General features: G+C 71.1%; 24 protein-coding genes. 13 read left to right on the forward strand and 11 right to left on the reverse strand.

Features of this window, described 5'->3' with window-relative positions; translation table 11 throughout:
- Positions 1-2: 2 nt before the first annotated feature.
- Both AC6CCG_RS02830 and AC6CCG_RS02835 read right to left on the reverse strand, forming a co-directional pair.
- Complete coding sequence (locus tag AC6CCG_RS02830) at positions 3-461, reverse strand: SRPBCC family protein (RefSeq protein WP_496652931.1); 459 nt, start codon at positions 459-461, stop codon at positions 3-5.
- A gap of 2 nt (positions 462-463) precedes the next feature.
- The gene (locus tag AC6CCG_RS02835) at positions 464-793 is read right to left on the reverse strand and encodes an ArsR/SmtB family transcription factor (RefSeq protein WP_496652932.1); all 330 of its coding nucleotides are present in this window, start codon (positions 791-793) and stop codon (positions 464-466) included.
- Between the two features lie 98 nt (positions 794-891).
- Between AC6CCG_RS02835 and AC6CCG_RS02840 the strand changes: the two genes are divergently transcribed.
- Positions 892-1911 carry a phosphotransferase enzyme family protein gene (locus tag AC6CCG_RS02840; RefSeq protein WP_496652933.1) on the forward strand — a complete coding sequence of 340 codons (1020 nt, stop codon included), beginning with the start codon at positions 892-894 and terminating at the stop codon, positions 1909-1911.
- On the opposite strand, the gene AC6CCG_RS02845 is transcribed toward AC6CCG_RS02840, so the two are convergent.
- Positions 1905-2702 (reverse strand): nucleotidyltransferase domain-containing protein, encoded by a 798-nt coding sequence (locus AC6CCG_RS02845; RefSeq protein ID WP_496652934.1) that lies wholly within the window; start codon positions 2700-2702, stop codon positions 1905-1907. The two genes, AC6CCG_RS02840 and AC6CCG_RS02845, sit on opposite strands and share 7 nt — an antisense overlap.
- A gap of 64 nt (positions 2703-2766) precedes the next feature.
- Complete coding sequence (locus AC6CCG_RS02850) at positions 2767-4740, reverse strand: acyl-CoA dehydrogenase family protein (RefSeq protein ID WP_496652935.1); 1974 nt, start codon at positions 4738-4740, stop codon at positions 2767-2769.
- A 132-nt stretch (positions 4741-4872) separates the two neighbouring features.
- Here AC6CCG_RS02850 and AC6CCG_RS02855 point away from each other — a divergent pair, with 132 nt between their 5' ends.
- The 5 genes from AC6CCG_RS02855 (at position 4873) to AC6CCG_RS02875 (ending at position 10980) form a co-directional block, all read left to right on the forward strand.
- On the forward strand, positions 4873-5256 hold the full coding sequence (locus tag AC6CCG_RS02855) for a cold-shock protein (RefSeq protein WP_496652936.1): 384 nt from the start codon (positions 4873-4875) through the stop codon (positions 5254-5256).
- Positions 5257-5261: 5 nt separating this feature from the next.
- Complete coding sequence (locus AC6CCG_RS02860) at positions 5262-6065, forward strand: DUF3027 domain-containing protein (protein WP_496652937.1); 804 nt, start codon at positions 5262-5264, stop codon at positions 6063-6065.
- A gap of 7 nt (positions 6066-6072) precedes the next feature.
- Complete coding sequence (locus AC6CCG_RS02865; protein WP_496652938.1) at positions 6073-7284, forward strand: MFS transporter; 1212 nt, start codon at positions 6073-6075, stop codon at positions 7282-7284.
- Positions 7285-7429: 145 nt separating this feature from the next.
- Positions 7430-9193, forward strand: coding sequence for an outer membrane protein assembly factor BamB family protein (locus tag AC6CCG_RS02870; protein WP_496652939.1), 1764 nt, complete (start codon positions 7430-7432; stop codon positions 9191-9193).
- Complete coding sequence (locus tag AC6CCG_RS02875; protein ID WP_496652940.1) at positions 9190-10980, forward strand: hypothetical protein; 1791 nt, start codon at positions 9190-9192, stop codon at positions 10978-10980. Before AC6CCG_RS02870 ends, AC6CCG_RS02875 begins: the two co-directional genes overlap by 4 nt.
- A 52-nt stretch (positions 10981-11032) precedes the next feature.
- Here the strand turns inward: AC6CCG_RS02875 and AC6CCG_RS02880 are convergent, their stop codons facing one another.
- From AC6CCG_RS02880 to nadA, 4 genes are all read right to left on the reverse strand, one after another.
- Positions 11033-11329 (reverse strand): DUF1330 domain-containing protein, encoded by a 297-nt coding sequence (locus tag AC6CCG_RS02880; RefSeq protein ID WP_496652941.1) that lies wholly within the window; start codon positions 11327-11329, stop codon positions 11033-11035.
- A complete protein-coding gene (gene nadC / locus AC6CCG_RS02885) occupies positions 11280-12161 on the reverse strand; it encodes a carboxylating nicotinate-nucleotide diphosphorylase (protein WP_496652942.1) in 882 nt (293 codons plus the stop codon). The genes AC6CCG_RS02880 and nadC overlap by 50 nt, the downstream gene beginning before the upstream one ends.
- Before the next feature lie 65 nt (positions 12162-12226).
- Complete coding sequence (locus AC6CCG_RS02890; protein ID WP_496652943.1) at positions 12227-13951, reverse strand: L-aspartate oxidase; 1725 nt, start codon at positions 13949-13951, stop codon at positions 12227-12229.
- 2 nt (positions 13952-13953) lie between these two features.
- The gene (gene nadA, locus AC6CCG_RS02895) at positions 13954-14934 is read right to left on the reverse strand and encodes a quinolinate synthase NadA (RefSeq protein WP_496654382.1); all 981 of its coding nucleotides are present in this window, start codon (positions 14932-14934) and stop codon (positions 13954-13956) included.
- A gap of 113 nt (positions 14935-15047) precedes the next feature.
- On the opposite strand from nadA, the gene AC6CCG_RS02900 reads away from it, so the two are divergent.
- Entirely contained in the window at positions 15048-15746 is a 699-nt protein-coding gene (locus tag AC6CCG_RS02900; RefSeq protein WP_496652944.1) for an NUDIX hydrolase, read from the forward strand.
- 45 nt (positions 15747-15791) lie between these two features.
- Here the strand turns inward: AC6CCG_RS02900 and AC6CCG_RS02905 are convergent, their stop codons facing one another.
- From AC6CCG_RS02905 to AC6CCG_RS02915, 3 genes are all read right to left on the reverse strand, one after another.
- Positions 15792-16790, reverse strand: coding sequence for a phosphotransferase family protein (locus tag AC6CCG_RS02905; RefSeq protein WP_496652945.1), 999 nt, complete (start codon positions 16788-16790; stop codon positions 15792-15794).
- 78 nt (positions 16791-16868) lie between these two features.
- Complete coding sequence (locus AC6CCG_RS02910; protein ID WP_496652946.1) at positions 16869-17591, reverse strand: hypothetical protein; 723 nt, start codon at positions 17589-17591, stop codon at positions 16869-16871.
- Between the two features lie 29 nt (positions 17592-17620).
- Positions 17621-19639 carry a PhoX family protein gene (locus AC6CCG_RS02915; protein ID WP_496652947.1) on the reverse strand — a complete coding sequence of 673 codons (2019 nt, stop codon included), beginning with the start codon at positions 19637-19639 and terminating at the stop codon, positions 17621-17623.
- A 181-nt stretch (positions 19640-19820) separates the two neighbouring features.
- On the opposite strand from AC6CCG_RS02915, the gene AC6CCG_RS02920 reads away from it, so the two are divergent.
- From AC6CCG_RS02920 to AC6CCG_RS02945, 6 genes are all read left to right on the forward strand, one after another.
- On the forward strand, positions 19821-20330 hold the full coding sequence (locus tag AC6CCG_RS02920) for a MarR family winged helix-turn-helix transcriptional regulator (RefSeq protein WP_496652948.1): 510 nt from the start codon (positions 19821-19823) through the stop codon (positions 20328-20330).
- 60 nt (positions 20331-20390) lie between these two features.
- Positions 20391-21929, forward strand: a complete 1539-nt coding sequence (locus tag AC6CCG_RS02925; protein WP_496652949.1) for an NCS2 family permease — start codon at positions 20391-20393, stop codon at positions 21927-21929.
- A gap of 1287 nt (positions 21930-23216) precedes the next feature.
- Entirely contained in the window at positions 23217-24464 is a 1248-nt protein-coding gene (locus AC6CCG_RS02930; RefSeq protein WP_496652950.1) for an MFS transporter, read from the forward strand.
- 86 nt (positions 24465-24550) lie between these two features.
- Positions 24551-25339 (forward strand): C39 family peptidase, encoded by a 789-nt coding sequence (locus AC6CCG_RS02935; protein WP_496652951.1) that lies wholly within the window; start codon positions 24551-24553, stop codon positions 25337-25339.
- 52 nt (positions 25340-25391) lie between these two features.
- On the forward strand, positions 25392-25910 hold the full coding sequence (locus AC6CCG_RS02940; RefSeq protein WP_496652952.1) for a sigma-70 family RNA polymerase sigma factor: 519 nt from the start codon (positions 25392-25394) through the stop codon (positions 25908-25910).
- Entirely contained in the window at positions 25907-26599 is a 693-nt protein-coding gene (locus AC6CCG_RS02945; protein WP_496652953.1) for an anti-sigma factor family protein, read from the forward strand. The genes AC6CCG_RS02940 and AC6CCG_RS02945 overlap by 4 nt, the downstream gene beginning before the upstream one ends.
- Positions 26600-26606 lie beyond the last annotated feature (7 nt).

Consider the following 26606-nt stretch of genomic DNA (forward strand, 5'->3'; position numbering starts at 1 on the left):
GATCAGTTCTCCTTCGTCTCGGTGGCCGGGGTGAACTCCGCGGCCAGGATGTCGAGCTGCTGCGCGGTGCCCGCCTCGCGCCACTCGGGGCGTTCCTGGCCGGGCAGGTACATGCCGTGCTCGGTCAGTACCAGCAGCGTGTCCGGCCCGTCGGACCGGAACTCGACGCTGGTCACCGAGGCGGTCGAGAGTTGATCATCGGCGCGCAGGGTCGACGTCGTGAGGATCCGTTCGCCCGGAACGATCTCGAGGTAGCGGGCCTCGTGGGTCAGGGCATGCCCCTCGCCGTCGAATCCCTTGGTGATCTCGAGGCCTCCGACCGTGAAGTCCAAGGAGTGCTCGGCCCCCTGGGCCATCCAGCGCTTCCGTGCTTCGGGCGTCGCGAAGGCCGCGAACACGCGTTCGACCGGGGCCTCGTAGCGGCGTTCCAGGGTGAACGTCGAATGGGTGACGTCGTCCATGATCAGGATTCCTTCAGGTAGTCGTCGAGTTGATCAAGCTGCCGTTCTCGTTCCGTACGCTGGCGGCCGAGCCAGGCCTCGGCCTCGCGAAGGGCGGCCGACTCGATCCGGCAGCTGCGGACCCGGCCGACCTTCTCCGTCACGATCACCCCCGCGTCCTCCAGCACCTGCAGGTGCTGCATCACGCCGGGCAGCGACATCTCCAGCGGCTCGGCCAGCGCCTTGACCGCCGCCGGTCCGCGGATGAGCCGCTCGACGATCGCGCGACGGGTCGGGTCCGCGATCGCGTGGAAGATGCGGCCCAGCCGATCCGCGCCGGAATGATTAGGCATGTACTTAACTATTGCCCTGCCGGCGAGAAAAGTCAAGGACCTGCTTAACCATAAAATTCCTTCGCCCGAACGCCGATCCGGCTGGCAGTCTTCGCTGCGTGAGTGATCCCGAACCCGAGCGCGGGGCACTGTCGCCGGACGGCACCCACTACTACGACGGTGCCGGCTGGGGCTGGCAGCGGCTCTGGCTGACGCCGACTCGGCTGATCGGCTTCTGCCGGGAGGAGTGGGGTCTGCCGGTCCGGCGGGCGAGCCTGTTGGCCGAGGGCATGCTCAACCAGACCTGGAAGCTGGACTGCGATGATCATGATCGGGTTCTGCGGGTCGGCCGGGCGGAGCGGACCGCCGAGCAGGTCGAGTACGAATACGTGGTGACCCGGGCCTGGACGAAGATCACCCCGGTCCTGGTCGGCCCCGAGCGTGCCGACATCCCGGTCGTGGACGGGCACACACTGGCCGTGTTTCCTTTCGTGCAAGGCGTCTCGGGTGTCTCGGTGCCGAGCCCGGTGCGCAGCCGGGAGATCGCCCCGGTGCTGGCGGCGCTGCACCGCGCCTCACTCGGTCTCGGGCTCGGTCAGCGACCGGGCTTCCGTTCGATCGATGATCATCCGCGCTGGTTCGGGTGGCAGCAGGTACGGATCGCGATCATGGACCGGTATGGGCGCGGCCCGGACGTGCTGGCGCCGATCGAGGTCGTCGACCGTGTCATCGAGGATCAGGACCGGCTGCTCGGCGCCTGGTCACGGAGCGGCCGGTTGGAGGTCCGCGCGCCCGTCCACGGCGATCTCAATCCGCGCAACCAGCTCTATCGCGACGACCGGCTGGTGGGCCTGATCGACACCGACGACCTGCGGGTCGAGCCGTTGGCCTGGGAGGTCGCCGGCCAGGCCTACACGGACGCCCGGGTCGATCCGCGGCGTGTCTGGCGCGACTACCTCGACGCCGGCGGGCCGCTCGATCCTCGGGACGAGGCCCTGCTGCAGCCCCTGGTCCGGATGGGCCAGCTGGGTGAGATCCAGTGGCTCACCGATGAGGACGGCGTCGCCACCCACCTGGCCCTGGGCAACCTGAACCACCTGGCGAAGGCTCTGGAAGCGCCGCCGGTCCGTGACTACTGAGCGGGAGGCAGTAGCGCCAGGGCGCGGAACACGCCGGGCTCCAGGGCGGACGCCGGGCGCGGCCGGCCGGTCCGGTCGGCCCAGTCCGCGAGCAGCCCGGCGTAGCACTCGGCGGCGGCGCGGAGCGCCCGGCCCAATTCGGCGGCGGTGCTGCTCATCGGGAAGATCCGGTCCAGCCGGGTGATCAACTCGTGGTCCTGTTGATCATGGACCGTGCCGATCGCGTACGGATGCCGGCCGAGCAGCGGGAGTAGCCGGGACTTGATCAACGCGTTCAGGTCGACCCGTACGGTCAGCCTCCGGTCGTGCAGCAGCAGGGCGATCAGCTTGGCGAACTCGGCCCAGGTCGCATCGCAGGCAGCGGCCGCGTCGTACGGAGGCCTCGGGCCGGCCTGGGCGGCCATGGCCAGGTCGAACTCCTCCCGCACCTGCGCCCGGTCGACCAGGAACTCGACGGGCCCCTCGAAGCCGTACCAGACGTGGACGGCTCCCTCGTCGATCGTGAGGTCGAGCAGATCCAGGTCGGCGGTCCGCGCCTGCCAGCGATGGGGGAGGTCGTACGGCGCGGCCGCGGCCGCGACCGGGGCTCCGAGCAGCCGCCGGGACACGGCCTCCCTGTCGGCCCAGAGCCCGTCCCGCTCGCCGGGCTCGGCGACGACGATGAGATCGAGGTCGGACAGCGGCGTGACGGTCCCCCGGACCACCGAGCCGTGGACCAGGGCGGCGCGGACCCGCAGGTCCTCGGTCACCCAAACTCGGGCCCGGTCCAGAATCTGCAAGGTCTGGTCCATGGTGAACACCCTTCAGTCCAGCTGAGCAGGGGGTCGGGTCAGAGCCGAGGTCTCGACGGAGCGGTCACGGCTGTTCCGCGCCGACCCGGAGCCGGTCAACTCCTTCGTCTGCCGACTCGGCCCGGCGGGCGATCGGGGCGTCGATCCAGGCCTCCGGGATGCCGAACGCCTCGATCAGCTCCGGGACGTGGGGCCGCAGCTGCTCGCACAGGTCGTCGACCGCGGCGATGATCTCCTTCGACCGCGCGTCGCTGATCCGGTTGTGCTCCAGATACCAGGCCCGGTCGGCCTCGATCGCGGAGAGCAGGTGCAGGTCGAAGACCTGGTCGAGCAGGTCGGCCTGCTCCGGGCAGCTGTCGGTGGCGGCCAGGAACGACTCGGCGACCTGCCGCTCGGCGTGCGCGCTCGCGGCGGCGAGCAGGTGCGGCTGGACGGCGTTGAAGGCGGCGAACGGGTCCTTGTCCCGGGCCAGCCGGCCGCGCATCCGCAGTGCCAGGGTCTCGACCAGGTGCTTCTCCCGGTCCTCCAGCAGCCCCAGTTGCCAATCCCGGTCCCGGATCTCGGGCTGCTCGCCGCGGCGCCGCCGGAGCCGTTCCAGCACGCCGCGGTTGACCGTACGTTCGATCGCGAAGCCGACGAACTGGTCCGCCACCGCGCGGGCGACGCCGAGCACGTCGAGGTCCTCGAACTGCGACGAGTAGTCGGTCAGCAGCCCCTTGCCGACCAACTGCAGCAGCACCGTGTTGTCGCCCTCGAACGTGGTGAACACGTCGGTGTCGGCGCGCAGCTGCGGCAGGACGTTCTCGGCCAGGTAGCCGGCGCCCCCGCAGGCCTCCCGGCAGGTCTGGATGGTCCGGGTCGCGTGCCAGGTCGACAGCGCCTTCAGCCCGGCGGCGCGCGACTCGATCTCGCGCTGGGTCCGCTCCCGGTCCTGGTCGTCGGCGGCCGGCTCGGTGAGGTGTTCGTGCAGCCGTTCCAGCAGGTCGTTCTGGGCCAGCGACAGTGCGTACGTCCTCGCCAGCGCAGGCAGCAGTCGCCGCTGGTGCGACCGGTAGTCGAGCAGCAGCACCTCGTCGGAGCCTCCCGGCCGCGGGAACTGGCGCCGGGCCAGGCCGTGCCGGCAGGCGATGGTCAGGGCCAGCTTGGCTGCGTTCTGGGCCGAGCCGGCGACGCTGATCCGGCCCCGGACCAAGGTGCCGATCATGGTGAAGAAGCGGCGGCCGGCGCTCTCGATCGAGCTCGTGTACGTACCGTCGGCGGCGACCTGGCCGTACCGGTCCAGCAGTGCGTCCCGTGGCACCCGGACCTGGTCGAACACGATCCGGCCGTTGTCGACCCCGTTCAGCCCGGCCTTGCGGCCGCAGTCCGTGATCGTCACTCCGGGCCTCGGGCCGCCGGTCTCGTCACGGATCGGCACCAGCAGCGCATGCACCCCGTGCTCGGTCCCGCCGGTGATCAACTGCGCGAAGACGACCGCCAGCCGGCCGTCCCGGGCGGCATTGCCGATGTAGTCCTTCCGGGCGGTCGGGGTCGGCGAGTCGATGACGAACTCCTCGGTCGCCGGGTCGTACGTCGCGGTGGTCTCCAGCGACTGCACGTCGGAGCCGTGGCCGGACTCCGTCATCGCGAAGCAGCCGAGCAGCCGGCCCTCGATCGCGTCGGCCAGGTGGGCCCGGTGGTGCCGCTCGGTGCCGAGCGCGGCGATCGCCCCGGCGAACAGGCCCCACTGGACGCCCGCCTTGACCATCAGCGACAGATCCCGGAAGCCGAGCATCTCCATCGCCACCATGCCGCCACCGACATCGTTCGAGCCGCCGTAGGCCGGTTCGAAACCGATCCGGGGCAGCCCGGACGCGGCGAACTCCTCCAGCCGGTGCAGGATCCGGGCCCGGTGCTGCTCGGTGCTCAGGTCGTACGACGGCGGGTCGAACCGCTTCAGCTCGAGGGAACGGGCCCGATCCCTGATCCCGGCCCAGCGTCCGTCCAGAAGCCTGCGCAGCGGCCCGCCTTCGCTGCCCTGCTCCGTGTCGGTGGTCATGGCCCGATGCTAGTGAGATGGTCCAGCCGGGTCCGCCCACGGCGATATCGGTTCGCCGTGTGTTGTGCGGATTGGTTAGTCTTGGCGAGCCTGAAAACCAGGCGGTTCATGCATGCCCGGAGGGAAGTAGACGTGCCGGTAGGCAAGGTTCGGTTCTTCGATGCCGAGAAGGGTTTCGGCTTCTTGACCAAGGACGGTGGTGGCGACGTCTACGTACGGTCCAATGCGCTGCCGACCGGGGTGACCGCGCTGAAGCCCGGGCAGAAGGTCGAGTTCGACGTCATCGAGGGCCGCCGCGGTGAACAGGCCTGGTCGCTCCGGCTGGTGGACGCACCGCCGAGCCTGGCCAAGGCGCACCGCAAGTCGCCCGAGCAGATGGCGATCATCGTCGAGGACCTGATCAAGATGCTGGACGGCATCGGCAACACCTACCGCCGCGGCAAGCGCCCGGACGGCAAGACCGGGGGCAAGGTGGCCACCGTGCTCCGCGCCGTCGCCGACGAACTGGAGTTGTGACCTCGATGCCCCCCTCGGTGAAGCGCAGCACGGTGAAGCGCACGGTGAAGGCCGATCAGATCTGTGTCGACGCGGTCGACCTGGCCCGCGACGCCGCGCTGGAAAGCGCCGGTCAGTTGGGTGTCGGTGAGCACCTCGGGTACGAGGCGGAGGCGGAACGGCTGGTCAGCCACTTCTTCGCCTGCCCGCACCCGGGGTATCGGGGCTGGCGCTGGTCGGTCACCGTGGTCCGGGCCTCCCGGGCCAAGACGGCGACCGTGAACGAGGTCGTCCTGCTGCCCGGCGACGAGGCGCTGCTGGCGTCCGGCTGGGTGCCCTGGGCGGACCGGATCCAGCCGGGCGACGTGACCGCCGGCCTGGTGCTGCCGACCCCGGACAACGATCCGCGGCTGGAGCCGGGCTACACCGGCGGCGAGCAGGCCGCCGACGCCGATCCCGCGGAGGCGAGCCAGACCCGGGCCATCGTGGCCGAGCTCGGCCTCGGCCGGGAGCGGGTGCTGACGCCGCAGGGCCGGGACGAGGCCGCCGAACGGTGGCTGGCCGGCGCCGGCGGGCCGGACAACGAGACCACCCGGCTGGCGCCGGGCCAGTGCCTGAGCTGCGGATTCTTCGTCCGGCTGAGCGGCCGGCTGGGCACCTCCTTCGGGGTCTGCGGCAACGCCTACTCCGCCAACGACGCCCAGGTGGTCGCCATCGACCACGGCTGCGGCGCCCATTCCAATGTGGCCTCGGACGACCGGGCCGCCGAACTGCCGCCGCCGGTCTGGGACACCATCGCCTGGGACGAGCAGACCAGCCTGTTCGACTGATGCGCTCGTGACGCAGACCCTCACCCGGGCCGAGTCGCGACTGGCCCGGGTGATCATCGTGCTCGGCGTCATCCTGGTGGCGACCGGGATGCGGCCGGCCCTCACCTCGGTCGGCCCGGTGCTGGACCGGATCGGCCTGGACACCGGCCTGAGCGGAGCGACCCTGGGCCTGCTCGCCGCGGTCCCGCTGCTCGCCTTCGCCGCCGTGTCGCCGCTGGTGCACCGGGTCAGTGTCCGGTGGGGGATCGATGCCACGCTGCTGGCCGCCCTGATCCTGCTCACCGCCGGGATCGGCCTGCGGTCCGTCGCCGGGCCGGTCTGGCTCTGGGGCGGCACCATGATCATCGGTACGGCGATCGCGGTGATCAACGTGCTGCTGCCGGCGGTGGTGAAGCGGGACTTCCCCGGCCACGTGTCCCGGATGACGGCCAGCTATTCGGCGGTGATGAACGGCGCCGCGGCGGTCGCGTCCGGGCTGAGCGTGCCGCTGGCCGACCTGCTGCCGGCGGGCTGGCGTACCGCCTTGATCATCTGGGCCGCACCGGCCCTGATCGCGGCGATCGCGTGGCTGCTCCGGCTCCGGCTGACCCGGGCCCGCACCGACGCCGACGCCGTCGCGGCGCTGCCCGAGGCGCCGCGCGGCGGGACCATGTGGCGGTCCGCGCTGGCCTGGCAGGTCACCCTGGCGATGGGGCTGCAGTCGACGATCTTCTACATCCTGGCCACCTGGCTGCCGTCGATCCTGACCGATCGCGGACTGTCGCCGGCGGCGGCCGGACTGCATCTGTTGATCTTGCAGGTGGCCGGCATGATCGCCAGTTTCACGATCGGGAGCACGCTGTCCCGCTGGCGCGATCAACGCGCGGTCGGCGTGCTGCTCGGCGTCGGGATGATCATCGCCGCGGTCGGGCTGCTGCTGGTGCCGGCGCTGGCGTTGCTCTGGGTGATCATCGCCGGCATGTCCTCCGGGACGTCGATCATGCTGGCGCTCTCCCTGATCGGGCTGCGCACCCGGACCGCGAGCCAGACCACCCGGCTGTCCGGGATGGCGCAGTCGATCGGCTATCTGCTGGCGGCGTGCGGGCCGGTGACCGCCGGCTGGCTGCACACGACGACCGGGGACTGGCCGGCCGTGCTGATCTTGGTGGTCGTCCTGGCCGCCGGCCACGCAACCGCCGGCTACCTGGCCGGCCGGAACCGCTACACCCACCCGGCCTGAGACTCCACCGCGGCACCGATCCGTGCCAGACTGGCGGACCGATGGCTGGGAGGGTGGTAGACCTTCGATGATGGCGGGGCCGCCGAGTGGGCCGGACTGGCCACCACCCAGCCCTGCGCCGAGGCCCGCGCGCCGAACCTCGCGGGTGCACTGGCCGTCGCTGATCGTGATCCCGCTGGTCATCCTGGTGGGTACGGCGGCGTCGGTGGTCGGGCTGAGCCGGGCGGAGCCGCGGAGCGCGCTCGAGGCGTACCTCCCGGCCGACGGGACGGCGACCCAGTTCAGCGTCCTCGACGAGGAACGCCCGAATCCGGCGGCCGGCGCGCTCGACGTCGAGCAGGCCGTGCTGGCCCCGACCGATGCGGTCGCCGGCCTGGCCACCGCGGTCAACCAACCGCTGCTGCACCGGACCGCCGAGCAGCGGGACCGCGCCCGGTGGTTGTCGGTGATGATCAACTTCGGCGGCCCCGAGGCCCGTCCGCAGACCTTCTCACTGGCCCTGGCGGGCGACACGCTGCACCTGGTCGGCAACCGTTCCGCGGCGGGATTCTCGCTCTACCGACAGCCCTGGGAGGTGCTCAGCCCACGGCTGCTGGCCGGCGCGACGGTGCCGATCGACGGAGCGATCGTCCACGACGGCAGCGAGGAACGGGTCACCGGCACGATCACGGCCGCGCCGTCCCGCTGGGTCGACGGCTGCACCGATTCGGTCATGCGGTGGACCGTTCCGGGATCGCCGGGGCCACGGCACCAGACCCTCGTCCTCTGTCCGGCCGGCGGGGCCGCTCCGCCGGGCGTGGCCGGAGTCGTGACGGGTCCTGCGGAACAGTCGACCGGCGCGGTCTGGGCCGGCGCGGTGCCACGGACCGGAGACCCGGCCGGCGCATTGCGGCTCCGGCTCCCGGCCGGCGCCGCGCCGTCGACGACCACGGCCACGCTGGTCGAGCAGGTCGGGCGGTACCGCGAGTTCGACGGCGCCCCGTACCACCTCGGCACCCTGCCCGACGGGACCGTGGTCGGCTTCGATCTCGACGGCGATGTGTACGGAACCGTGCGGGTGCCCGGGCTGGCCGAGTCCGACGGCGTGGTCGCGCAGGCGGTGCGCTGGCGGGCCCGGCCCGGCGGCGGGATCGTCCAGGCCCTGACCACCGGCTCGATCACGGTCGTCGCCACGAACGCGAAGCGACTCGTCGGGTACGGGAGCGGCGGCGAGCGGCTCTGGACGATCGACCTGGGCGAGATCGCCTCCGGACTCGACGCGGGCCGCGACCGGCTGCTGGTCCGGACCGTCGACGGCGCCCTCCGGCTGGTCGAGCCGAGCAGCGGCCGGGTGCTCTGGCACCGGCGGATCACGCCGGAACCGCTGCGCGGCTCGGTGCTGGTCGGCGAGCTCCCGGTGGCTCTGACCGCGGCCGGCGAGCTGGTCGGGCTGGACCCGGCCGACGGCTCCGAACGCTGGCGTGCCGAGGGGGATCAGGTGGCCGCGCTCGGCACGGTCGGCGACGCGCAGGTGCTGGAGATCGGCCGGCACCGGGTGCTGGCCCGGTCGCCGACCGACGGGTCGGAGCAGTGGACGGCGCCGTCGCGGGGCGGGTACGTCGGCACCTGGTCGACCGCCGGCGACCGGCCGGTCGGGATCGTCGGCACCTCCACCGAGGCCACCGGCTACGACGCCGCGGGGCGGGTGCTCTGGACCAGGCCGCCGGTGGCCGTCGCGGCGGTGTCCGGTGATGCGGTCTACCTGGGCAGCACGAGTGAGTCGGAGCTGCGCCGGGCCGGCACCGGTGCCGTGCTGCGGCGGTGGACCCACCAGGTCCGCATCGTCCCGGCGGCCGTGATCGTCGAGGACGGCGTGATCGCCCGGTGGCTGGAGCCCCGATTCGGAGCCCGGCTGGTGGTGCTGCGATGAGCGGACTGCGGATCCTGCGTGCGGTCGGCGGCCAGGTGATCGGCGAACCGGTCCGGTCCGGCCGGCTCCGCCGCACCGGTTGGCCGCCGGGGCTGACCATGATCATGATCATGGTCGGGGCGGCCTGTCTGGTGGCGCTCGGCCTGATGTTCGGCTCCGGTCCGCTGAGGTCGGGTCTCGACCTGATCGGCACCGACGCCGGGTCGACCCTGCCCGAGCCGGTGCTGCCGGTGATCTACGTCGCGCTGCTCGTCGTCACGGCCGCGATGCTCACCGGCGCGTTGCACGCGCCCTGGCCGATCGCGGTCGCCGCCATCGGGTACGGCGCCGTCCAGGCGATGATCATGGCGAGCTCCGCGACCGGTGGGCTGACCGATCCGGAGGCGCTCTTCGCCGGGCTCGGCTGGCTGGCCCTGGTCGCCTTCCAGCTGGTCCGCAAGCTCCGCGGATCCTTTCACTGGTGGGAGTACGGCGTCGTGCTGGCGCTGCTGATCGTGATCGTCGTCGTACCGGCGGTGATCAACTTCCGGACCTCCGCGCCGAGCGGCGTGGACGACCGGGCGATCCAGTTCCTGATCGTCCTGTTCGCGTTCGCCGCGGCGTCGCTGCCGATGGTCGTCCTGGCCGGCGCGGCCCTGTCCGAGGTGGCGTTGTCGACCTCGGTCTGGACCGCCGAGTCGCTCGGCCGGGAGCTGGCCGGCACCGGCCTCCGGCTGGTCACCGCGATCCTGGCGATCGTCGCGCTGGGCTGCTCGGCGTACGACCTGATCACCGCCCGGCAGTCGGCGGGCGAGTTGCTGAGCGGTTTCCTGGCCTCGATCCTGATCATGGTCGTCGCCGCGGCCGTCTGGTGGCTGGCCGGGCGGGCCGGTCGGGACGACGACACTGTCGCCGGATCCCGGTCGCTGACCGAGCGGCGCGGCGTGCTGATCGCGATCGCCGCCGCTCTGGCGCTCCCGAAGGCCTTGCAGGTGCTGCTGATCCCGGTCGCGATCTTCTTCGCCGGGCCGGTGGCCGCCACGGTGCCGGACTTTCCCCCGGTGCACTGGGTGCCGGCCGTGGACGCGTTCGTCACCGAACGGGCCGGCGTGCTGGAGACCTTCGGCGGCTTCCTGCTGACCAGCCTGGTCGCGATCGGCGTGGCGGTCCGGGCCCGAGCCGGCGAGCCGAGCACGGACCACAGCGGACCCTTCCGGCTCGCGGCCGTCGTGACCGTGCTGACCCTGTTCAGCCTCGGCCGGGCCGTCGGCTGGTGGACCCCGAACTGGTCCGAGCAGGCGATCGGCGGGCTGCTCACCGTGGCGGTGATCATCGTCGGTGCCGTCTGGACGGCGACCCGGCGGCTCACCCGGCCGCGGCTGGTCGCGATCGCGCTGGTGCTGATGATCGCCATCGCGGTGGGCCGCCGGGAGCTGATCGGCGACCCGCTGGCCGCCCTGATCGGTCTGGCCGGCGGCTCGGCGTTGATCTTCGGCATCGCCTGGAACCTGCTCACCGGGGCCGAGGACGCCAACGGTGACTCGCCCCGCTTCCCCCGCCCGGCCCGGGCCCTGCTGGTGATCGGCAACGCCGCGTTCGGCATCCTGGCCCTCGCCTTCAACGCGCTCAGCCGCTCCGAGCAGGGCCTCAACCTCGGCCTGTACGGCGACCTCGGCTCCCGGATGATCGGCACCGCCCTGCTGCTCGCCGCCGGCTACGGAGTCCTGCTCGCGGCACTGGCCGGCCGGGGTACGGCGAAGGGCGCGACCGCGGCGACCGGCTCCGGCACACCGGAGCCCGTGCCCTGACCTTGAACGCGTGGCGCTTGCGACCGGAGGCCCGAACCCGCCGTCGCGGTCGTCAGTCGCGGCCTTCGATGATGCGGAAGTCACGCTCGAAGCCGGCGGGGAGTTCGGCCAGCGCCTTCTGGTAGGCCGCGCTCTCGTAGGCGGCGACCGCCTGGTCGAAGCTGTCGAACTCGATCAGGACCACGCGTTCGGCGATTCCGGCTTCGTGGGCGACGACCCGGCTGCCGATGCCGGCGAGCACCCGCCCGCCCGCGGCCTTGACGGCCACACCGGCCAGCCCGTTGTAGACCTCAAGCCCCTCAGGGTCGGTGATGGTCGGGTACACGCTGACCCAGTAGCCCTTGGCCACGGTTCCTCCTGTCGTCGGAATCGATCATCAGCAGCAGGCTCAGATCCAAGGCCGGTGCGCTGTGGGTCAGGGCGCCGACCGAGATCAGGTCCACGCCGGTGGCCGCGATCTCCCGGACCTCGGCCAGCGTGACGCTCCCGGATGCCTCAAGGACGGCAGCCGTGGCCGTGCGCCGCCGGAGCCGCACCGCCGCCCGGATGCCTTCGACTGAGAAGTTGTCGAGCAGGATGCGCGAGGCGCCGGCCCGCAGCGCTTCCTCCGCCTCGACCAGGTCCTGCACCTCGACCTCGATTTCGAGGAGTACGTTCTCGGCGGCCATGCCCCGGCGCACGGCGTCAATCGCGGCGGTCACGCCGCCGGCCGCCGCGATGTGGTTCTCCTTGAGCAGCACCATCGCGCCGAGATCGCGTCGATGGTTGTGGCCGCCGCCGGCCGTCACGGCGTACTTGTCCAGCGAGCGGAGGCCCGGCGCGGTCTTGCGGGTGTCCAGAATCCGTACCGGAAGGTCGCCGACGGCCCGGACGTAGGCCTGGGTCAGGCTGGCGATGCCGGACAGCCGCTGCAGAAAATTGAGCGCGGTACGTTCGCCCGTCAGCAGCGACCGGGTCGGGCCGTCGAGGCGAAGGATCACCGTTCCTGCACCGACCTGGTCTCCGTCGGCGACCACAGGCTCGACCTGGATCAGAGGATCGACCTGGGCCATCACCTCGGCGGCGACGGCGGTCCCGGCGATCGTCCCGGGCTGCTTCGCGATGACTTCGGCGCGCGACCACAGCCCGTCCGGAACGCTCCAGCGCGTCGTGACGTCGTCGTCGGCGCTGTCCTCGGCCAACGCGTTGGCGACGACCGTCGACAGCTCCGTGGACAGCGGACTTCTCCTGGTGGCTCCGGCCATGGTCATGCTGCCACCGCCGCTGCCTCGGCCGCGCTACCCAGCCGGCCGTCCGGCTGGAGTGCGAGATGGGTGTGCCGCTGCCAGGACGGCACCGGACGATCATGATCGGAACGCCGGTGACTGCCTCGGCTCTCGGTGCGCAGCAGGGCTGCGGTGCCCACGAGAGCGCCCACCGCCTGCAGGTTCGTCGCCTCCACGTCGGCCACCGAGCCGTCCTGAGCGGAGGGCGGCACCGCGGCCAACTCCGCGAGCAGCTCGGTCAGACCGGTCTCCTCGCGCAACACGCCCGCCCCGCGGGTGATCGCCTGCACCAACCAGGGACGCCGTGCGGAGCCGACCACGGTCGGTTCTTGATCATCGAGGGCGAAGGGCTGGCCGGGCTCGTCCGGCACGGCACCGTAGCGCAGGGCTGCGGAGATCACCGCGCCCCTGGCTTCGGTCTCGACATCGCGTACCGACAGCCATTGTCCGAGCCGATCTCCGGCGATGAACGCCTCGGTCAGGCTGTTGGACGCCAGCCGGTTGGCGCCGTGCACCCCGGTCGAGGCGACCTCGCCGACCGCGTACAGGCCGGGGACGGTCGTCAGGCCGTCGAGGGTGGCCAGAACTCCACCACAGAAGTAGTGCTCGGCCGGCCGAACCGGGATCGGTTCGGTGATCGGATCGACGCCACGCTCCCGGCACAACTGCAGGATCGTCGGGAAGTGCTGCCGCCAGGTCGTCGCACCGAGCGCGGTGCCGTCCAGGAACAGATGATCATCACCGGAGGCCAACAGGTCGGCGTGCATCGCCGCCGCGACGATGTCCCGGGGTGCCAGATCAGCCATCGGGTGCCGGCCGTCCATGATCAACGTGCCGCGGCCGTTGACCAGCCGAGCGCCTTCCCCGCGGACCGCTTCGGAGATCAGCACGCCACGGTCGCCCGGCCGGCGATGGCTCGGCGGTACGACGAGCACGGTCGGATGGAACTGGACGAACTCCGGATCGCGGATGATCGCCCCGGCCCGCAGGGCGATGCCGAGGCCGTCGCCGGTCGCGGTCGCCGGATTGGTGGTGGTGCTCCACGCCTGCCCGATGCCACCGGCCGCGAGGACGACGGCGTCGGCGGACAACTCACCGACCGCACCGTCGCCGTCGATCACCCGGAGTCCACGGACCACGCCGTCGGCCGTACGGATCGCATCGACGGCGGTGCACTGATCGAGCAGGGTGAACCGCCCTCCCGCGCCGCGCTGGTTCCGGCGAGAGCCGACGAGCGATGCCGCCAGGCTGCGGGACACCTCGGCTCCGCTGGCGTCACCGCCGGCGTGGACGATCCGACGGTGGTGATGTCCGCCTTCCAGCCCCAGCGCCAGCGCTCCGTCCGCGGCCCGGTCGAAGCGGGCGCCGAGGTCGATCATTCGCTCGATCGCGGCCGGCGCGGCGGCGACGAGTGCGGCGACCTGGTCCGGCTCGCAGAGCCCGGCTCCGGCAGCCAGCGTGTCGGCCAGATGATCGGTCAGGGTGTCGGCCGGGTCCGTGACGGCGGCCAAACCACCCTGGGCCCAGGCGGTCGAACCGTCACCGAGGGCTCCCTTGGTGATCATGGTCACCCGGCGACCGGCGTCCAGCAGCCTGATTGCGGCAGCCATGCCGGCGGCGCCGCTCCCGACGATGATCACGTCGGACTCGGAACGATGGGCGACGGGACCGACGCGCAGCCGGGTGGGCAGTCGTAGGTCGGTCATGATCATTCCCCGCCTCCGGGGCGACCGATCGCCACCATCCGCTCGACCGCCTGCCGGGCCGCGGAGGCGACGTCGGCGGGCACGTGGACCTCATCGGTCTCGTTGCGCAGCGCGTTGATCAACTTCTCCGGCGTGATCATCTTCATGTAGCGGCAGGACGCCTGCGGATTGACCGGCCGGAAGTCGATCCCGGCATTGGCGCGCCGCAGTTGATGCAGCATGCCGATCTCGGTCGCCACCAGTACCGTGCCGGCCGAGCTGCGCCGTGCCTCGTCCAGCATCGCGCCGGTGGACAGGATGTGGGTCCGGTCGGCCGGGATGTCGCCGACGGTGGTCATCCACAGAGCCGATGTCGAGCAGCCGCACTCGGGGTGCACGTAGAGCTCCGCCTCGGGTTCGGCGTGCACGGCCGCCTCCAGATCCTGCGGCGAGATTCCCGCGTGGACGTGGCATTCGCCCAGCCAGCTGTGCAGGTTGGTGCGGCCCGTCTTCCGTTTGACGTGCGCGGCCAGGAACATGTCGGGCAGGAACAGCACCTCCCGGTCGGCCGGGATGGACTCCACCACCTCGACCGCGTTGGAGGAGGTGCAGCAGATGTCGGACTCCGCCTTCACCTCGGCCGTCGTGTTGACGTACGCGACGACTGCCGCCCCCGGGTGTTCGGCCTTCCAGGCCCGGAGCTGATCGGCCGTGATCGTGTCGGCCAGCGAGCAGCCGGCCCGGGCGTCGGGAATGATCACCTTCTTCTCGGGGGAGAGGATCTTCGCGGTCTCGGCCATGAAATGCACGCCGGCGAAGACGATCATCGACGCCTCCGCCGACGCGGCCAGCCGTGACAGCGCCAGCGAGTCGCCGACATGATCGGCGACGTCCTGGATCTGCGGCAACTGGTAGTTGTGCGCCAGGACGACGGCATCCTTGCGGCGCGCGAGGTCATGCACCTCGCGCTGCCAGCTGGTCCAGTCCGCGAAGCCCGGCGGCAGCGCCTCGTCGTCGGCGTGATCGGTGTTGACCGACTCGATCAAGGTCACAGTTTCTCCCGTGGTCAGGTTTTCGCCTCAGAGTCGAAAACTAGGTACGACGGTAGCATTCGTTCGTGGCCGGATCGAGCGCGGTGCCCACCTTTCGGCACGAGGCGGTGGCCGTTGTGTTCAAGATCACGGACGGCGAGCTGACGGTGCTGGTCTGGCAGCGATCCCGTGATCCGTACGCCGGCGCCTGGGCGCTGCCCAGCGGTCCTCTGGAGCTGGACGAGACGTTGGGGGCCTGCGTGGCCCGGCACCTGGCGACGAAGGCCGACCTGAGCGAGATCGCCCATCTGGAACAACTGGAGACCCGCAGCGCGCCCGGCCGCGATCCCTTCCAGCGGACCATCGCCACGGCCTACCTGGGCCTGGTGCAGAGCACGGCCGACCCCCAGCTGCCGCCGAACGCCGCCTGGCACCGGGCCGACCGGCTGCCGGAGATGGCGTTCGATCACGCCTCGGTGGTGGCCTCGGCGACCGAACGGCTGCAGCGGAAGCTCTCGTACAGCAATCTCGGCTTCGGGTTGGCGCCGGACGAGTTCACCATCGCCCAACTGCGCGACATCTACTCCGCGGCACTGGGTCGCGAGGTGTCGGCCACCAACCTGCAGCGCGTTCTGCAACGGCGCGGGCAGCTCGAACCGACCGGGCGGACCGCGCCGTCCCGCGGCGGTGGGGGACGCCCGGCCGCGCTGTTCCGGTTCACCGAGCGCCGGTTGGCGATCACCGATCCGTTCGCCGCCCTCCGGCCCGGGGACCGGCCGGCCTGATCAGCGAAGTTGATCATGAATCCGGCCCGGGGATCGGCGGCCCGACTACGTCGGGAACAGGGCGTCCCAATCGGTGGCGTTGACGATCCGGCCGAGGATCTGGGCCCGATCGCCGGGCCAGGCTCGCCGGTGGCAGGTGTAGTTGAGGTGCGCGGCACCGGCGAGGAGCAGTCGGGCCAGGTCGAAGTCGGGCTCGCGGCCGTAGCCGGCGAACAGCGGATCCCACCAGCGGTGGCCCGTCCCGGCCAACTGCCCGGCCAGCTCGATGAACAGCTTGGTCAGGTCGACCTCCGGCCAGCCCGCGGACGCGACCTCTAGATCGAGCACCCCGGTCACCGACCAGTCCGGCCCGTCCGGCACCAGGAAGAACCCGTTCGCATGACAGTCACCATGAGTGAACCGGGGCGGATCGAACGCGGCGCGCGCATCGTCGATCGTGCCCGCGAGCAGTCGGACCACGCCGTCCATGATCGGCGCCGGTACGGTCTCGGCGTCGGCCGTCCAGGTCCGGATCGCGCCGGTCAGGAAGCGTTCGAACCGCCAGCACCCGTGCTGCCAGCGATCGGCGGCGGGCGGCCCGGCCGGCGGTCCGTCCAGGAGGTAGCCGGGATGATCGAACCGCAGGGCATGCATCCGGGCCAGGTGCCGGCCGACCATGATCAACGCCTGATCGGCCTCGGCCCGCGGCAGCGCGTCCAGGTGATCGACCAGGGACCGGCCGGGCAGCCGCTCGGTCAGCAGGTACGGCCAGCCCAGCGGGTTGTCGGGAGTGGCGACGGCGGCGACGATCGTCGGGGTCGGCAGCCCGGCCTCGGCCAGGATCCGGTGCGCGGACGCCTCGTGCCGGACCACTCCCGCCGCGGCCACCGGATCGCCGCCGTACCAGGACTTCGTGTGTGCCTTCAGGAACCAGGCAGCCGCTCCGGCGGTGATCAGCCAGGTGTGGTTCTCCCGGTACCGGAGCTCGACCCGCACCTCCGCCGAGGCCGGCGCATCGACCAGGGTGCGGGCGAGGTCCGGGGTCAACGACTCGTCGGTGAGCATCAGTCCACCCTGGTCGCTCCCGGCCGGTGAGGCAACGGGATTTTCCTTCCCTGCCAGGGGTTCGGGTCGTTCAGTTGATCATCGTGCCGCGTCCGGGAACACCTCGCCGGCGGCCAGCCGGTCGGCCAGCGTCCTGATCGCGGCCGGGCCGCCGTGATCGCCGACCCAGCGGTGGACGGCGCAGGCCGCCCGCGCGTACGTCCGCTCGTCCGCGGAGGCGGCGGCGAGCCAGTCGCCGAGGGTCTCCGGCAGCGGGCCGTCCGGCACGACCCGGCAACGGTCGGCGGCGCCGGCCGGCTTCAGGTAGCGGGAGTCGTCCGAGACCAGCACGGCGAGGCCCTCGTCGAACCACTGCGGTACGACCGCGTCGCCGCTCCGTTGCCGGAACTCGACGTGGGACAGCTCGTGGGCCGCGATCACCGGCGTGAGACCGCGCGGCGACAGCATCAGGCCCCGGTTCACGATCGCGACCCCGGCCTCCGGGCCGCCGCCGATCCGCCGGTAGCAGTCGGCGGAGCTGCAGGCCAGGATCCGCGGCCGGCTGACCGGCGTCCCGTAGAACTCGGTGATCTTGAGCCGGGCCTCCGTCGTGACCTCGATGATCTTGTCCCGCTGGCCGGGCGGCAGCCCGCGCTCGCCGTACACCTCGGGTTGCAGGGCCTGCAAGCCGTAGCACTCCGGACAGGCGAGTGCCGCGACGGAGGGCCAGCGGACCACCACGAAGATCGTTCCGATGATGATCAGCGAAAGCAGGACCGCCGGTACGACGATCCGGAGTCGTCGTACCGGACGGTCAGCCACATCCCGAGCCTAAGCGCCCAGGGACCGGGTCAGGCGCGGGTGACCTGGACGACCGAGGGCCGCGGGCCTCGCCAGTCGCCGCGGTCCGGGCGCGAGCCCTCCGGCACGTAGTCCGGGAAGTACGAGTGCTGGTCGTCCCAGGACCCGTCCTCACCCGGATGCTGGACGGCCACGAAGACGGAGCCGTCCAGGTCGTGGATCACCGGGCCACAGGTCTCGGCCTCGTTCGGTACGGCGAGGAACTGGACCAGGTGGCCGCGCTCCTTGCCGGTCACCGGCACCCGGTAGAGGCCGTCGGCCTTGCCGATGCCGCTCGGCGCACCGTCGGTGGAGATCCACAGGTTGCCGGTGGTGTCGAACGCGACGTTGTCCGGGCAGGAGATCGGCGCCACCGGGCCGTCCCAGCCGCCGAAGTAGGTCCCGGCGTCCTCGGGGTTGCCGCAGACCAGGAACAGGTTCCACTCGAAGGTGGTGGCCCCGGCCTTGTTCTTGTGCTCGGTGAGCTCGATGATGTGGCCGTCCTTGTTCGCCGGCCGCGGGTTCGCCGGGTCGGTCGCCGGCTTGCCGTCGGTGCCGCGCTGCGAGTTGTTCGTGCAGGCCACGTACACCTTGCCGGTCCGCGGGTTCGGTTCGACGTCCTCGCAGCGGTCCATCGGGGTCGCCTTCACCTTGTCCGCCGCGAGGCGGGTGAAGACCAGCACCTCCTCGATGCTCATCCCCGGCACGGCCGACTTGCCGTTCAGGGTGAGCGGGATCCAGGTGCCGCGGCCGAGGTTGTCGTTGCCCGGCTTCTGGACGCCGCTGAACTTGGCGACGTAGAGGTCGCCGTCGGTGAGCAGGGTCAGGTTGTGCCGCCGGGCCGCGGCCGAGTCACCGGTCCGGAACTTCTTCCGGGCCACGAACTTGTACAGGTAGTCGAACCGCTCGTCGTCGCCCATGTAGGCCGCGACCGTGCCGTCCTCGTCGACCCGGATGTTGGCGCCCTCGTGCTTCAGCCGGCCCATCGCGGTGTGCTTGCGCGGGGTCGCGGTCGGGTCGGTCGGGTCCAGCTCGACGATGTAGCCGAACCGGTTGGGCTCGTTGGCGTAGTCGGGCTTGGTGGCGTCGAAGCGGGGATCGACCTTCTCCCAGCCGTACGTGCTCGGCTTGTTGGTCAGGCCGTACCGCGCGCTGCCCGGCGCGGCCGGGTCGGCGACGAAGTAGCCGTTGAAGTTCTCCTCGCCGGACAGCACCGTGCCCCACGGCGTGGTGCCGCCGGCGCAGTTGCCGAAGGTGCCGTAGACGCGCTTGCCGGACGGGTCGGCGGCGGTCCTGACCAGGTCCGAGCCGGCGGCCGGGCCGGTCAGTGCGAACAGCGAGTAGGCGGTGATCCGGTTGTTCTTCTCGCCGCCGCGGACGTACTTCCACGGCTTGCCCTTGCCCCGGCGCCGCAGTTCGACGACGCTCATGCCGTGCGCGGCCATCGTGGTCCGCAGCACCTCGGCCTCCTCGGCCTGGCTGGTGGTCGGCGGGAACATGATGTTGCGGTTGGTGTACTCGTGGTTGCAGACCAGGAGCGCCTCACGGCCGGCCCGGTCGGTCACGATGATGTCGAGGTAGTCGTTGTTGTAGCCGAACTGCAGTTCCTGGGCCTCCGCGTTCGGGTGCTCCGGATCGAAGGCCGGCGAGTTGTGGAACAGCGGGTCGCCCCAGCGCAGGATCGCGGTCCACTCGAAGTCCGGCGGAACGGTCAGCGCGTCCTTGGCGGCGTCGACGGGGGCGATCGGCTGGAACGGGAACCGGCCGCTGACCGTGCGCTCGCCCGGGGCACGCTTGCCCTCGGTGGCGGCCGCGGTGTCGGGGAAGAAGGCGGGAGCGGCAGTGGCCGCGGCGAGGGCGCCGCCGCCGACGAGCAGGGCGCGGCGGCTCAACTGGCCGGAGGCGATCTCGGCGAAGGTCGGCTCGGTGCTGGTGTTCGGCGGCGGGCTGGCGCAGGCGCTGTCACACTTCAGGTGACAGGTGACCGCGCTCCGGTTGCCATGGGTTTGGCCCAGCATGGGCAGGTTCATGTGCACTCCCGAGTAATGTCTGACCGGTGTGAGTCCGGTCGGGGTCTGGACAGCGCGAGCCTCTCCCTCGGCGATGAACACCCGTGCTACGGCGGCCGACGAAAAGATGAACTCCCTGGCGCGTCGTTACCCCGGAGCCCCCACACCGAAACGGCGGACGACGGTGGCAGGATGGACCGCTATGTCGCGGCGCCGCGGTCTCTCCGAGACCGACAACTTCCAGCAGGTGGTGCAGTCCTACGTCGCGGCCGGCGGCGACGAGCAGGTCCAGCAGGTGATCACCGCCGTGCACCGGCTGTCCCGGCGACTGAACCAGTCCTACGACCGGCAGCTGGCCGACCTCGACGTGTCGACGGGGGAGTGGGCCGTGCTGGCCGAGTTGGCCCGGGCGAACGGCGATGCGCTGACGCCGAGCCGGCTGGCCGAGGCGGCCGGCGTCGCCCCGTCCTCGATGACCCATCGGCTGGACGGCATGGTGCAGCGCGGCCTGGTCACCCGGGAGGGCGATCCGGGAAACCGGACCAGGGTCCTGGTCCGGCTGGCCGATCCGGGCTGGCGGCTGTTCACGACCTCGATCCAGCAGGCCAACGTGGTCGAGTCGGAGGTGCTGTCCGCGCTCACACCGGCGCAGCTGCGCGACCTGTCCGGGCTGCTGGAACGGCTTCTGGCCAACCTGGACAGCCTGAAATAGCGGCCCGAAATCGCCGATCCGCCCGGCGCGGGACCGGGGTCGTCGGCAAGAATGCCCTCCATGGTTACGAAGTCGCCCAAGGCTGCTCCGCCCACCGGACCGGCCGATCGTCCGATCGGCGCGCTGGACAACTACTTCCAGATCAGCGCCCGCGGCTCCACCGTGGGCCGGGAGATCCGCGGCGGCATCGTCACCTTCTTCACGATGTCGTACATCCTGGCGCTCAACCCGTTGATCATCGGGACCAAGCCGGACGGAGCGGGCAACCTGCTCGGCGGGCTGCCGTACCTGGACCAGGCGGGCGCGGTGATCGACGCCAACGTCAACCAGGCCACGACGATGGTGGCCGCGGCGACGGCCCTGATCGCCGGCCTGATGACGATCGCGATGGGGGTCTTCGGCCGGTTCCCGATCGGCATCGCGACCGGCCTCGGGCTGAACGCCCTGCTGGCCGTGGTGATCGCGCCGCAGATGACCTGGCCGCAGGCGATGGGGCTGATCCTGATCGAGGGCATCCTGATCGCGATCTTCGTGCTGACCGGCTTCCGGACCGCGGTGTTCCGGGCGGTGCCGCGATCGCTGCGGACCGGCATCTCGGTCGGCATCGGCCTGTTCGTCTGCTTCGTCGGGCTGGTCGACGGCGGCATCGTCCGCAAGCCCGAGGGCGGCCCGCCGGTCGAGCTGGGCATCGGCGGTTCGCTGATCGGCTGGCCGATGCTGGTCTTCGTGATCGGACTGTTCGGGGTCGCGATCCTGTACGCGAAGCGGGTCAAGGGTGCCATGCTGATCTCGATCCTGGGCGCCACCGTGATCGCGCTGGTGATCGAGATGATCGGCCGGATCGGCGGCAGGACCGACGACAACCCGGCCGGCTGGGTGCTGAACAAGCCCGAGTTCACCGGTGCGCTGTCCGTACCGAATCTCGGGCTGATCGGGCAGGTCGATCCGTTCGGTGCGTTCGGTGCCGCGTTCGCCGAGGGCTTCAAGATCAACATCTTCGTACCCCTGCTGCTGTTGGTGTTCGCACTGCTGCTGGCCGACTTCTTCGACACCATGGGCACCGTCGTCGCGGTCGGCGCCGAGGGCAACCTGCTGGACCACCGCGGCAATCCGCCGTTCCTGTCCCGGATCTTGTTCGTCGACTCGGTCGCGGCGGCGGCCGGCGGTGTCGGCTCGGTCTCCTCCAACACCTCCTACATCGAGTCCGCGGCCGGTGTCGGCGAGGGCGCCCGGACCGGCCTGGCGTCGGTGGTGACCGGCATCGGCTTCCTGCTCGCGATGTTCTTCGCGCCGTTGATCAACCTGGTCCCGTCCGAGGCGGCCACGCCGGCCCTGGTCTTCGTCGGCTTCCTCATGATCAGCCAGGTGATCAAGGTGGACTGGACCGACATCGAGGAAGGCCTGCCGGCGTTCCTGACCATGGTGCTGATGCCGTTCACGTTCTCGATCACCATCGGCATCGGTGCCGGCTTCATCATGTACACGGTGCTGAAGATCGTCCGCGGCAAGTGGCGCAAGGTGCACCCCGTGATGTACGTCGTCGCGGTCGCCTTCGTCGTCTACTTCATCCAGGGGCTGCTGGTCCAGGCCGTCGGCTGATCCGCGCACCGGTGTGCGCCGGCGCAGGGTCAGGGGCGCGGACGGGAGAGGTCCGCGGCCGACAAGGGGCGACATCCCCGGGTCCCTCGGGTGGCGTCGCCACCTGCACGGCACCACTCCGCGACGCCCCGAACAGCCTGGACCGGCACGCCCCGCGATTGACGCGACCGCCTGACGCGACGGAGCCACGGCGACCGTCCGTCGACGGCCCGTTGCCCGGCCCCAGCCGCGACAACCGAGTCCCTCCTCGGCGCATCGAGTGTGAGGTTCCGGACCTGCGAAATCGATTTCCGGTGGTCGCAACGTCACACTCGACGCCGGCCCGACCTATCGGGGCGGGGGGACTTGGGTTCGGGGGACTCGGCCCCGCAGTGCCATGGGCCGGTCGGCGCGATCCGGACTGGCAGGTTCAGGACGGTCAAGGGGGCGTGGAGGATTGGCCCGGTTCTTCATCACCACTCAACGCTCCGCCCGAACAGAACCGCATGCCTGCACGAATCGGATTCGGCCCATGCGGGTGCATCGGACGTGACCCTTGGCGGTGGTGCTGGTGGGCTGGGTGCGTCGGCGGCGACTCTGCTGGCCCGATCCCTAGCGGCGATCCCGCTTTGGCGCCCGACCACCTGGCGCCGACTCCCACCCGGCGCCTCGGCACACCTTCACTCGGCACGAACCGTTGACCGGGTCCGAGCCGTTGGGTCGGGGTGGGTCGTTGAGTCGGGGGCGGGTCGTTGGGTCAGGGTGGGTCGTTGGGTCGGGGTGGGTCGTTCACCCGGCGCGGGCCGTTCACCCGACGTGAGCCGATCACCCGCCGCGACGGTTCGCCCGGGCGCGATCCCACCCGGACGCGACCGCAACCTGGCGTCCCCGATCCCACGGCGGTTCCCATCTCTGGCAGGAAGGGGCGAGCACGACATCAGCGGTAGCGCGGGCCGGGGGTCGGGCGGTGGGCGCGTACTGGTGCTGGCCGCCAACAGGTGCCCGTTCGCGTCGCCCGGGCCTTCAAGATCAACTTCTGTCGGATGATCAGAGCCTGACGACTTATCGGCAATCCCAATGACGATGGTTTGCAGTTGTAATTAGTGTTGCTAACGAATATTCTGGATGAGGCGCGGGGAATCTGAAGTTGATCATGGACAGGGTGGCTGGGGTTTGAGTCTGGATACGGAACCGAAGCGAACGGGCCTCTCGGCCGACACCGATCTCGAGGCCACTGCTCCCGTACCCGTATCCTCCGAAGCCACCGAAGTCCCCGCACCTGGAAAGCCGAAGCCCGAACGGACGGGCATGTTCGCGGCCCTGCAGCTGCCGAACTACCGGATCTTCCTCGGCGGCTCCTTCATCTCCAACATCGGCACCTGGATGCAACGGGTCGCTCAGGACTGGCTGGTCCTCGAGCTGTCCGGCGGCTCCGGACTCGCGGTCGGCATCACCACGGCCCTGCAGTTCCTGCCGATGCTGCTGCTCTCCCCGTACGGCGGACTGCTGGCGGACCGGTTCGACAAGCGGACCATCCTGCGGATCACCCAGGCCTGGATGGCGCTCGCCGCCGCGGCGCTCGGCCTGCTCGCGATCACCGGGACCGCGGTCACCTGGCACGTCTACCTGATCGCGTTCCTGTTCGGCCTCGGTACGGCGTTCGACAACCCGTCCCGGCAGGCCTTCGTCAACGAGGTGGTCGGGCCGAAGCATCTGGCGAACGCGATCGGGCTCAACTCGGCAACCTTCCACGCCAGCCGGATCGTCGGCCCGGCGCTGGCCGGCCTGGTGATTGCCGGCTTCGGCAGTGGCTGGGCGATCCTGTCCAACGCGGTCACGTACGCCGCCTTCATCGCCGCGCTCGGCCTGGTCGATCCCGCGCTGCTGCAGGTGACCCAGCGGCCGCCGCGGGCGAAGCGGCAGATCCGCGAAGGTTTCGGGTACGTCCTCGGCAACCCGGAGATCCTGCTCGTCATGTGCGTGGCGTTCTTCGTCGGCACCTTCGGGATGAACTTCCAGATGACCTCGGCCCTGATGGCCCAGCAGGAGTTCCACAAGGGCGCCCAGGAGTACGGCATCCTCGGCACGATCATGGCGGTCGGCTCGCTCACCGGTGCCCTGCTCGCGGCTCGCCGCCGGACCGCGCCGCGCGGCCGGTTCATCGTCAAGATGGCCATCCTGTTCGGGCTCATCCTCATCGTCAGCGGCCTGATGCCCAGCTACCTGACGTACGCGCTGAGCCTGCCGGTGACCGGCCTGATCGCCCTGCTCACGCTGACCGCGTCCAACGCCGCCGTCCAGCTCAATGTCGATCCGCAGTTGCGCGGCCGGGTGATGGCCCTCTATGCGATGGTCATGATGGGCGGCACTCCGATCGGCGCACCGATCCTCGGCTGGCTCGGCGAGCTGTTCGGGCCGCGCTGGACCCTGCTCGCGGGCGGCGGCCTGACCGTGCTCGGCGTGGCTCTTTCGGCCCTGATCCTGGCCCGTCGGCAGCAGATCCGGATCGTCCCCGTGCTCAGCCCGAGGCCCCACTTCGAACTCCGGGATCGCTGAAACTCCGACCGTGTGAACATCTTCCGCACCGCGGTCGATCGGGGTTAATGTCAGACACGTCCGATACCGCTTGTCGAGGAGGACCCATGTTTCTGCGGACCCAACCCCATCTCAATCGCCGGCACCTGCTCGGGCTCGCCGCCGGCCTCGCTCCGGTCGCCGTGCTCGGCGCGCCGGCCGTAGCAGCCGCGGCTCCCCGCGGCACCGAACCGCGCACGAGCACCCGGGCCGCCCGGGATGCCGACTTCCGTACGGCCACCGCGGCCGAGGTCGCCGAGGCGCGGCAGGTCGCCTCGCCCACGCTCGGCCGCACCGACCCCGCTCAGGTACGGCGAGCGGTGGCGGCCCAGCTCGAGGACGCCGCCGCGGCCGGCAACGTGGTCGTCGAGATCGACTTCCAGTACCAGGAGACCGGCTACTGGTGCGGCCCGGCCGCGACCCGGCATGCCCTGTCGGCCCGCGGCGTGAACGTCTCCCAGCAGCAGATGGCCAACGAGCTGCCGACGACCACCAACGGCACCGACTGGATCGGCCAGGTCACCCGCGTGCTGACGAACCACGTCGGCTGGTACGAGACCAAGGAGATGCCGAACGACCCGCCGACCCAGGCCCAGCGGGACCTGCTCTGGCGGGACGTCACCTACGACCTGGACCGCGGCTACGCGCTGGTGACCAACATCGTCGCGCCGGCCAGCAACCACCCGCCGGGCTACCCGAACTACACGATCTGGCACTACTTCACGGTGATCGGCTACAACCCCGACAACCAGGACGTGCTGATCGCCGACTCGGCCGGGTTCGCCCCGACCGCGACATACTGGCTGACCTTCAACCAGCTGGCCACGCTGATCCCGCCGAAGGGTTACAGCGCCTGATCCGTGACCGCGGCGGTTGAACCGGGCCGCCGCCGGTTCCGTGTTGGACAGGGTGGACCTTCCACGCGCGGACGAGGCACTGCTGCGCGATCTGTTCGATCGACACGCGGCGGCCCTGCTGCGGTATCTGGTGCCGCTCACCGACGGTGACCGGGGCCGCGCCGAGGACCTGGTCCAGGAGACCCTGTTGCGCGCCTGGCGGCATCCCGAGGTGCTGGCCCGGCGCGGCCCGATCCGGCCGTGGCTCTACACGGTGGCGCGGAACCTTGCCGTCGATGCACACCGGGCCCGTACCGCCCGGCCGCGTGAGGTCTCCGACGCGGCCCTGGTGACGATGCCGGATCCGACCGCGGACCTGGACCGGACGGTGCTGGGCTGGGCGATCGCGGACGTCCTCGCCGCGCTGCGGCCGGAGCACCGGCAGGTGCTGATCGAGACGTACTTCCGGGCGCACACGGTGGCCGAGGCCGCCGCGATCCTCAAGATCCCGCCGGGCACGGTCAAGTCCCGCACCTACTACGCGCTGCGGGCCTTCCGGCTCCTCTGCGAGGAACGAGGGCTGCTGCCGTGACCTGCGACGAGACCCGGCTGAACCTCGGCGCCTACCTGTTCGGGGCGATCGGTCCGGCGGAGAGCGCCGAGGTCGAGGCGCACCTGCGCGCCTGCCCGTCCTGCCGGGCCGAGCTAGCCGAACTCGCCGAACTGCCGCCGCTGCTGGACCGGCTGACGCCGGCCGACGTCGACCGGCTGGAGCACGGCTTCTCGAGCGAGGAACCCGCCGCGCCGACCGTGACGGAGCTGCGGCCCTCCCCGGAACTGCTGGACCGGCTGCTCGCCGCGGCGTCCCGGCGGCATCGGTGGCGGCGCTTGCTGGTCACGGTCACCGTCGCGGCCGCCGTGCTGGTGGCCGTCCTCGGCGGCGGCACGATGATCTTGACGCTGACCCGGCCGGCGCCGCCGGATCAGGTCGTCGTGCTGACCGGAGCCGACCCCGGTACGCAGGTGCACGGCGAGGCACGGCTCACTGCACGCCCCTGGGGTACGTCGATCACGGTCGACGTCGCCGGGCTGCCGGCCGGTACGGAGTGCGCCCTGGTCGCGATCGCCGCCGACGGGCGCCGCCAGTCACTCGGGGCCTGGCGGGCCGACTACTCCGGGACCGCGGATGTCACCGTGGCCACCAGCTTCTCGTTGTCCGAGCTCGAGTCGCTGTTGATCAACGACCGTGATCACGATCTGCTGCTCCGGCTCCGGCGGTGAACCGTAT

The organism is Microlunatus sp. YIM B11417, from assembly GCF_059617205.1.

Excerpts from the sequence above, each read along its gene's own strand:
- AC6CCG_RS02835 (WP_496652932.1), bottom strand. The coding sequence starts at position 793 with ATGCCTAATCATTCCGGCGCGGATCGGCTGGGCCGCATCTTCCACGCG.
- AC6CCG_RS02920 (WP_496652948.1), top strand. The coding sequence starts at position 19,821 with ATGTCGCGGCGCCGCGGTCTCTCCGAGACCGACAACTTCCAGCAGGTG.
- AC6CCG_RS02930 (WP_496652950.1), top strand. The coding sequence starts at position 23,217 with ATGTTCGCGGCCCTGCAGCTGCCGAACTACCGGATCTTCCTCGGCGGC.
- AC6CCG_RS02845 (WP_496652934.1), bottom strand. The coding sequence starts at position 2,702 with ATGGACCAGACCTTGCAGATTCTGGACCGGGCCCGAGTTTGGGTGACC.
- AC6CCG_RS02915 (WP_496652947.1), bottom strand. The coding sequence starts at position 19,639 with ATGAACCTGCCCATGCTGGGCCAAACCCATGGCAACCGGAGCGCGGTC.
- AC6CCG_RS02830 (WP_496652931.1), bottom strand. The coding sequence starts at position 461 with ATGGACGACGTCACCCATTCGACGTTCACCCTGGAACGCCGCTACGAG.
- AC6CCG_RS02860 (WP_496652937.1), top strand. The coding sequence starts at position 5,262 with ATGCCCCCCTCGGTGAAGCGCAGCACGGTGAAGCGCACGGTGAAGGCC.
- AC6CCG_RS02935 (WP_496652951.1), top strand. The coding sequence starts at position 24,551 with ATGTTTCTGCGGACCCAACCCCATCTCAATCGCCGGCACCTGCTCGGG.
- AC6CCG_RS02890 (WP_496652943.1), bottom strand. The coding sequence starts at position 13,951 with ATGACCGACCTACGACTGCCCACCCGGCTGCGCGTCGGTCCCGTCGCC.
- AC6CCG_RS02850 (WP_496652935.1), bottom strand. The coding sequence starts at position 4,740 with ATGACCACCGACACGGAGCAGGGCAGCGAAGGCGGGCCGCTGCGCAGG.
- AC6CCG_RS02875 (WP_496652940.1), top strand. The coding sequence starts at position 9,190 with ATGAGCGGACTGCGGATCCTGCGTGCGGTCGGCGGCCAGGTGATCGGC.
- AC6CCG_RS02905 (WP_496652945.1), bottom strand. The coding sequence starts at position 16,790 with ATGCTCACCGACGAGTCGTTGACCCCGGACCTCGCCCGCACCCTGGTC.
- AC6CCG_RS02925 (WP_496652949.1), top strand. The coding sequence starts at position 20,391 with ATGGTTACGAAGTCGCCCAAGGCTGCTCCGCCCACCGGACCGGCCGAT.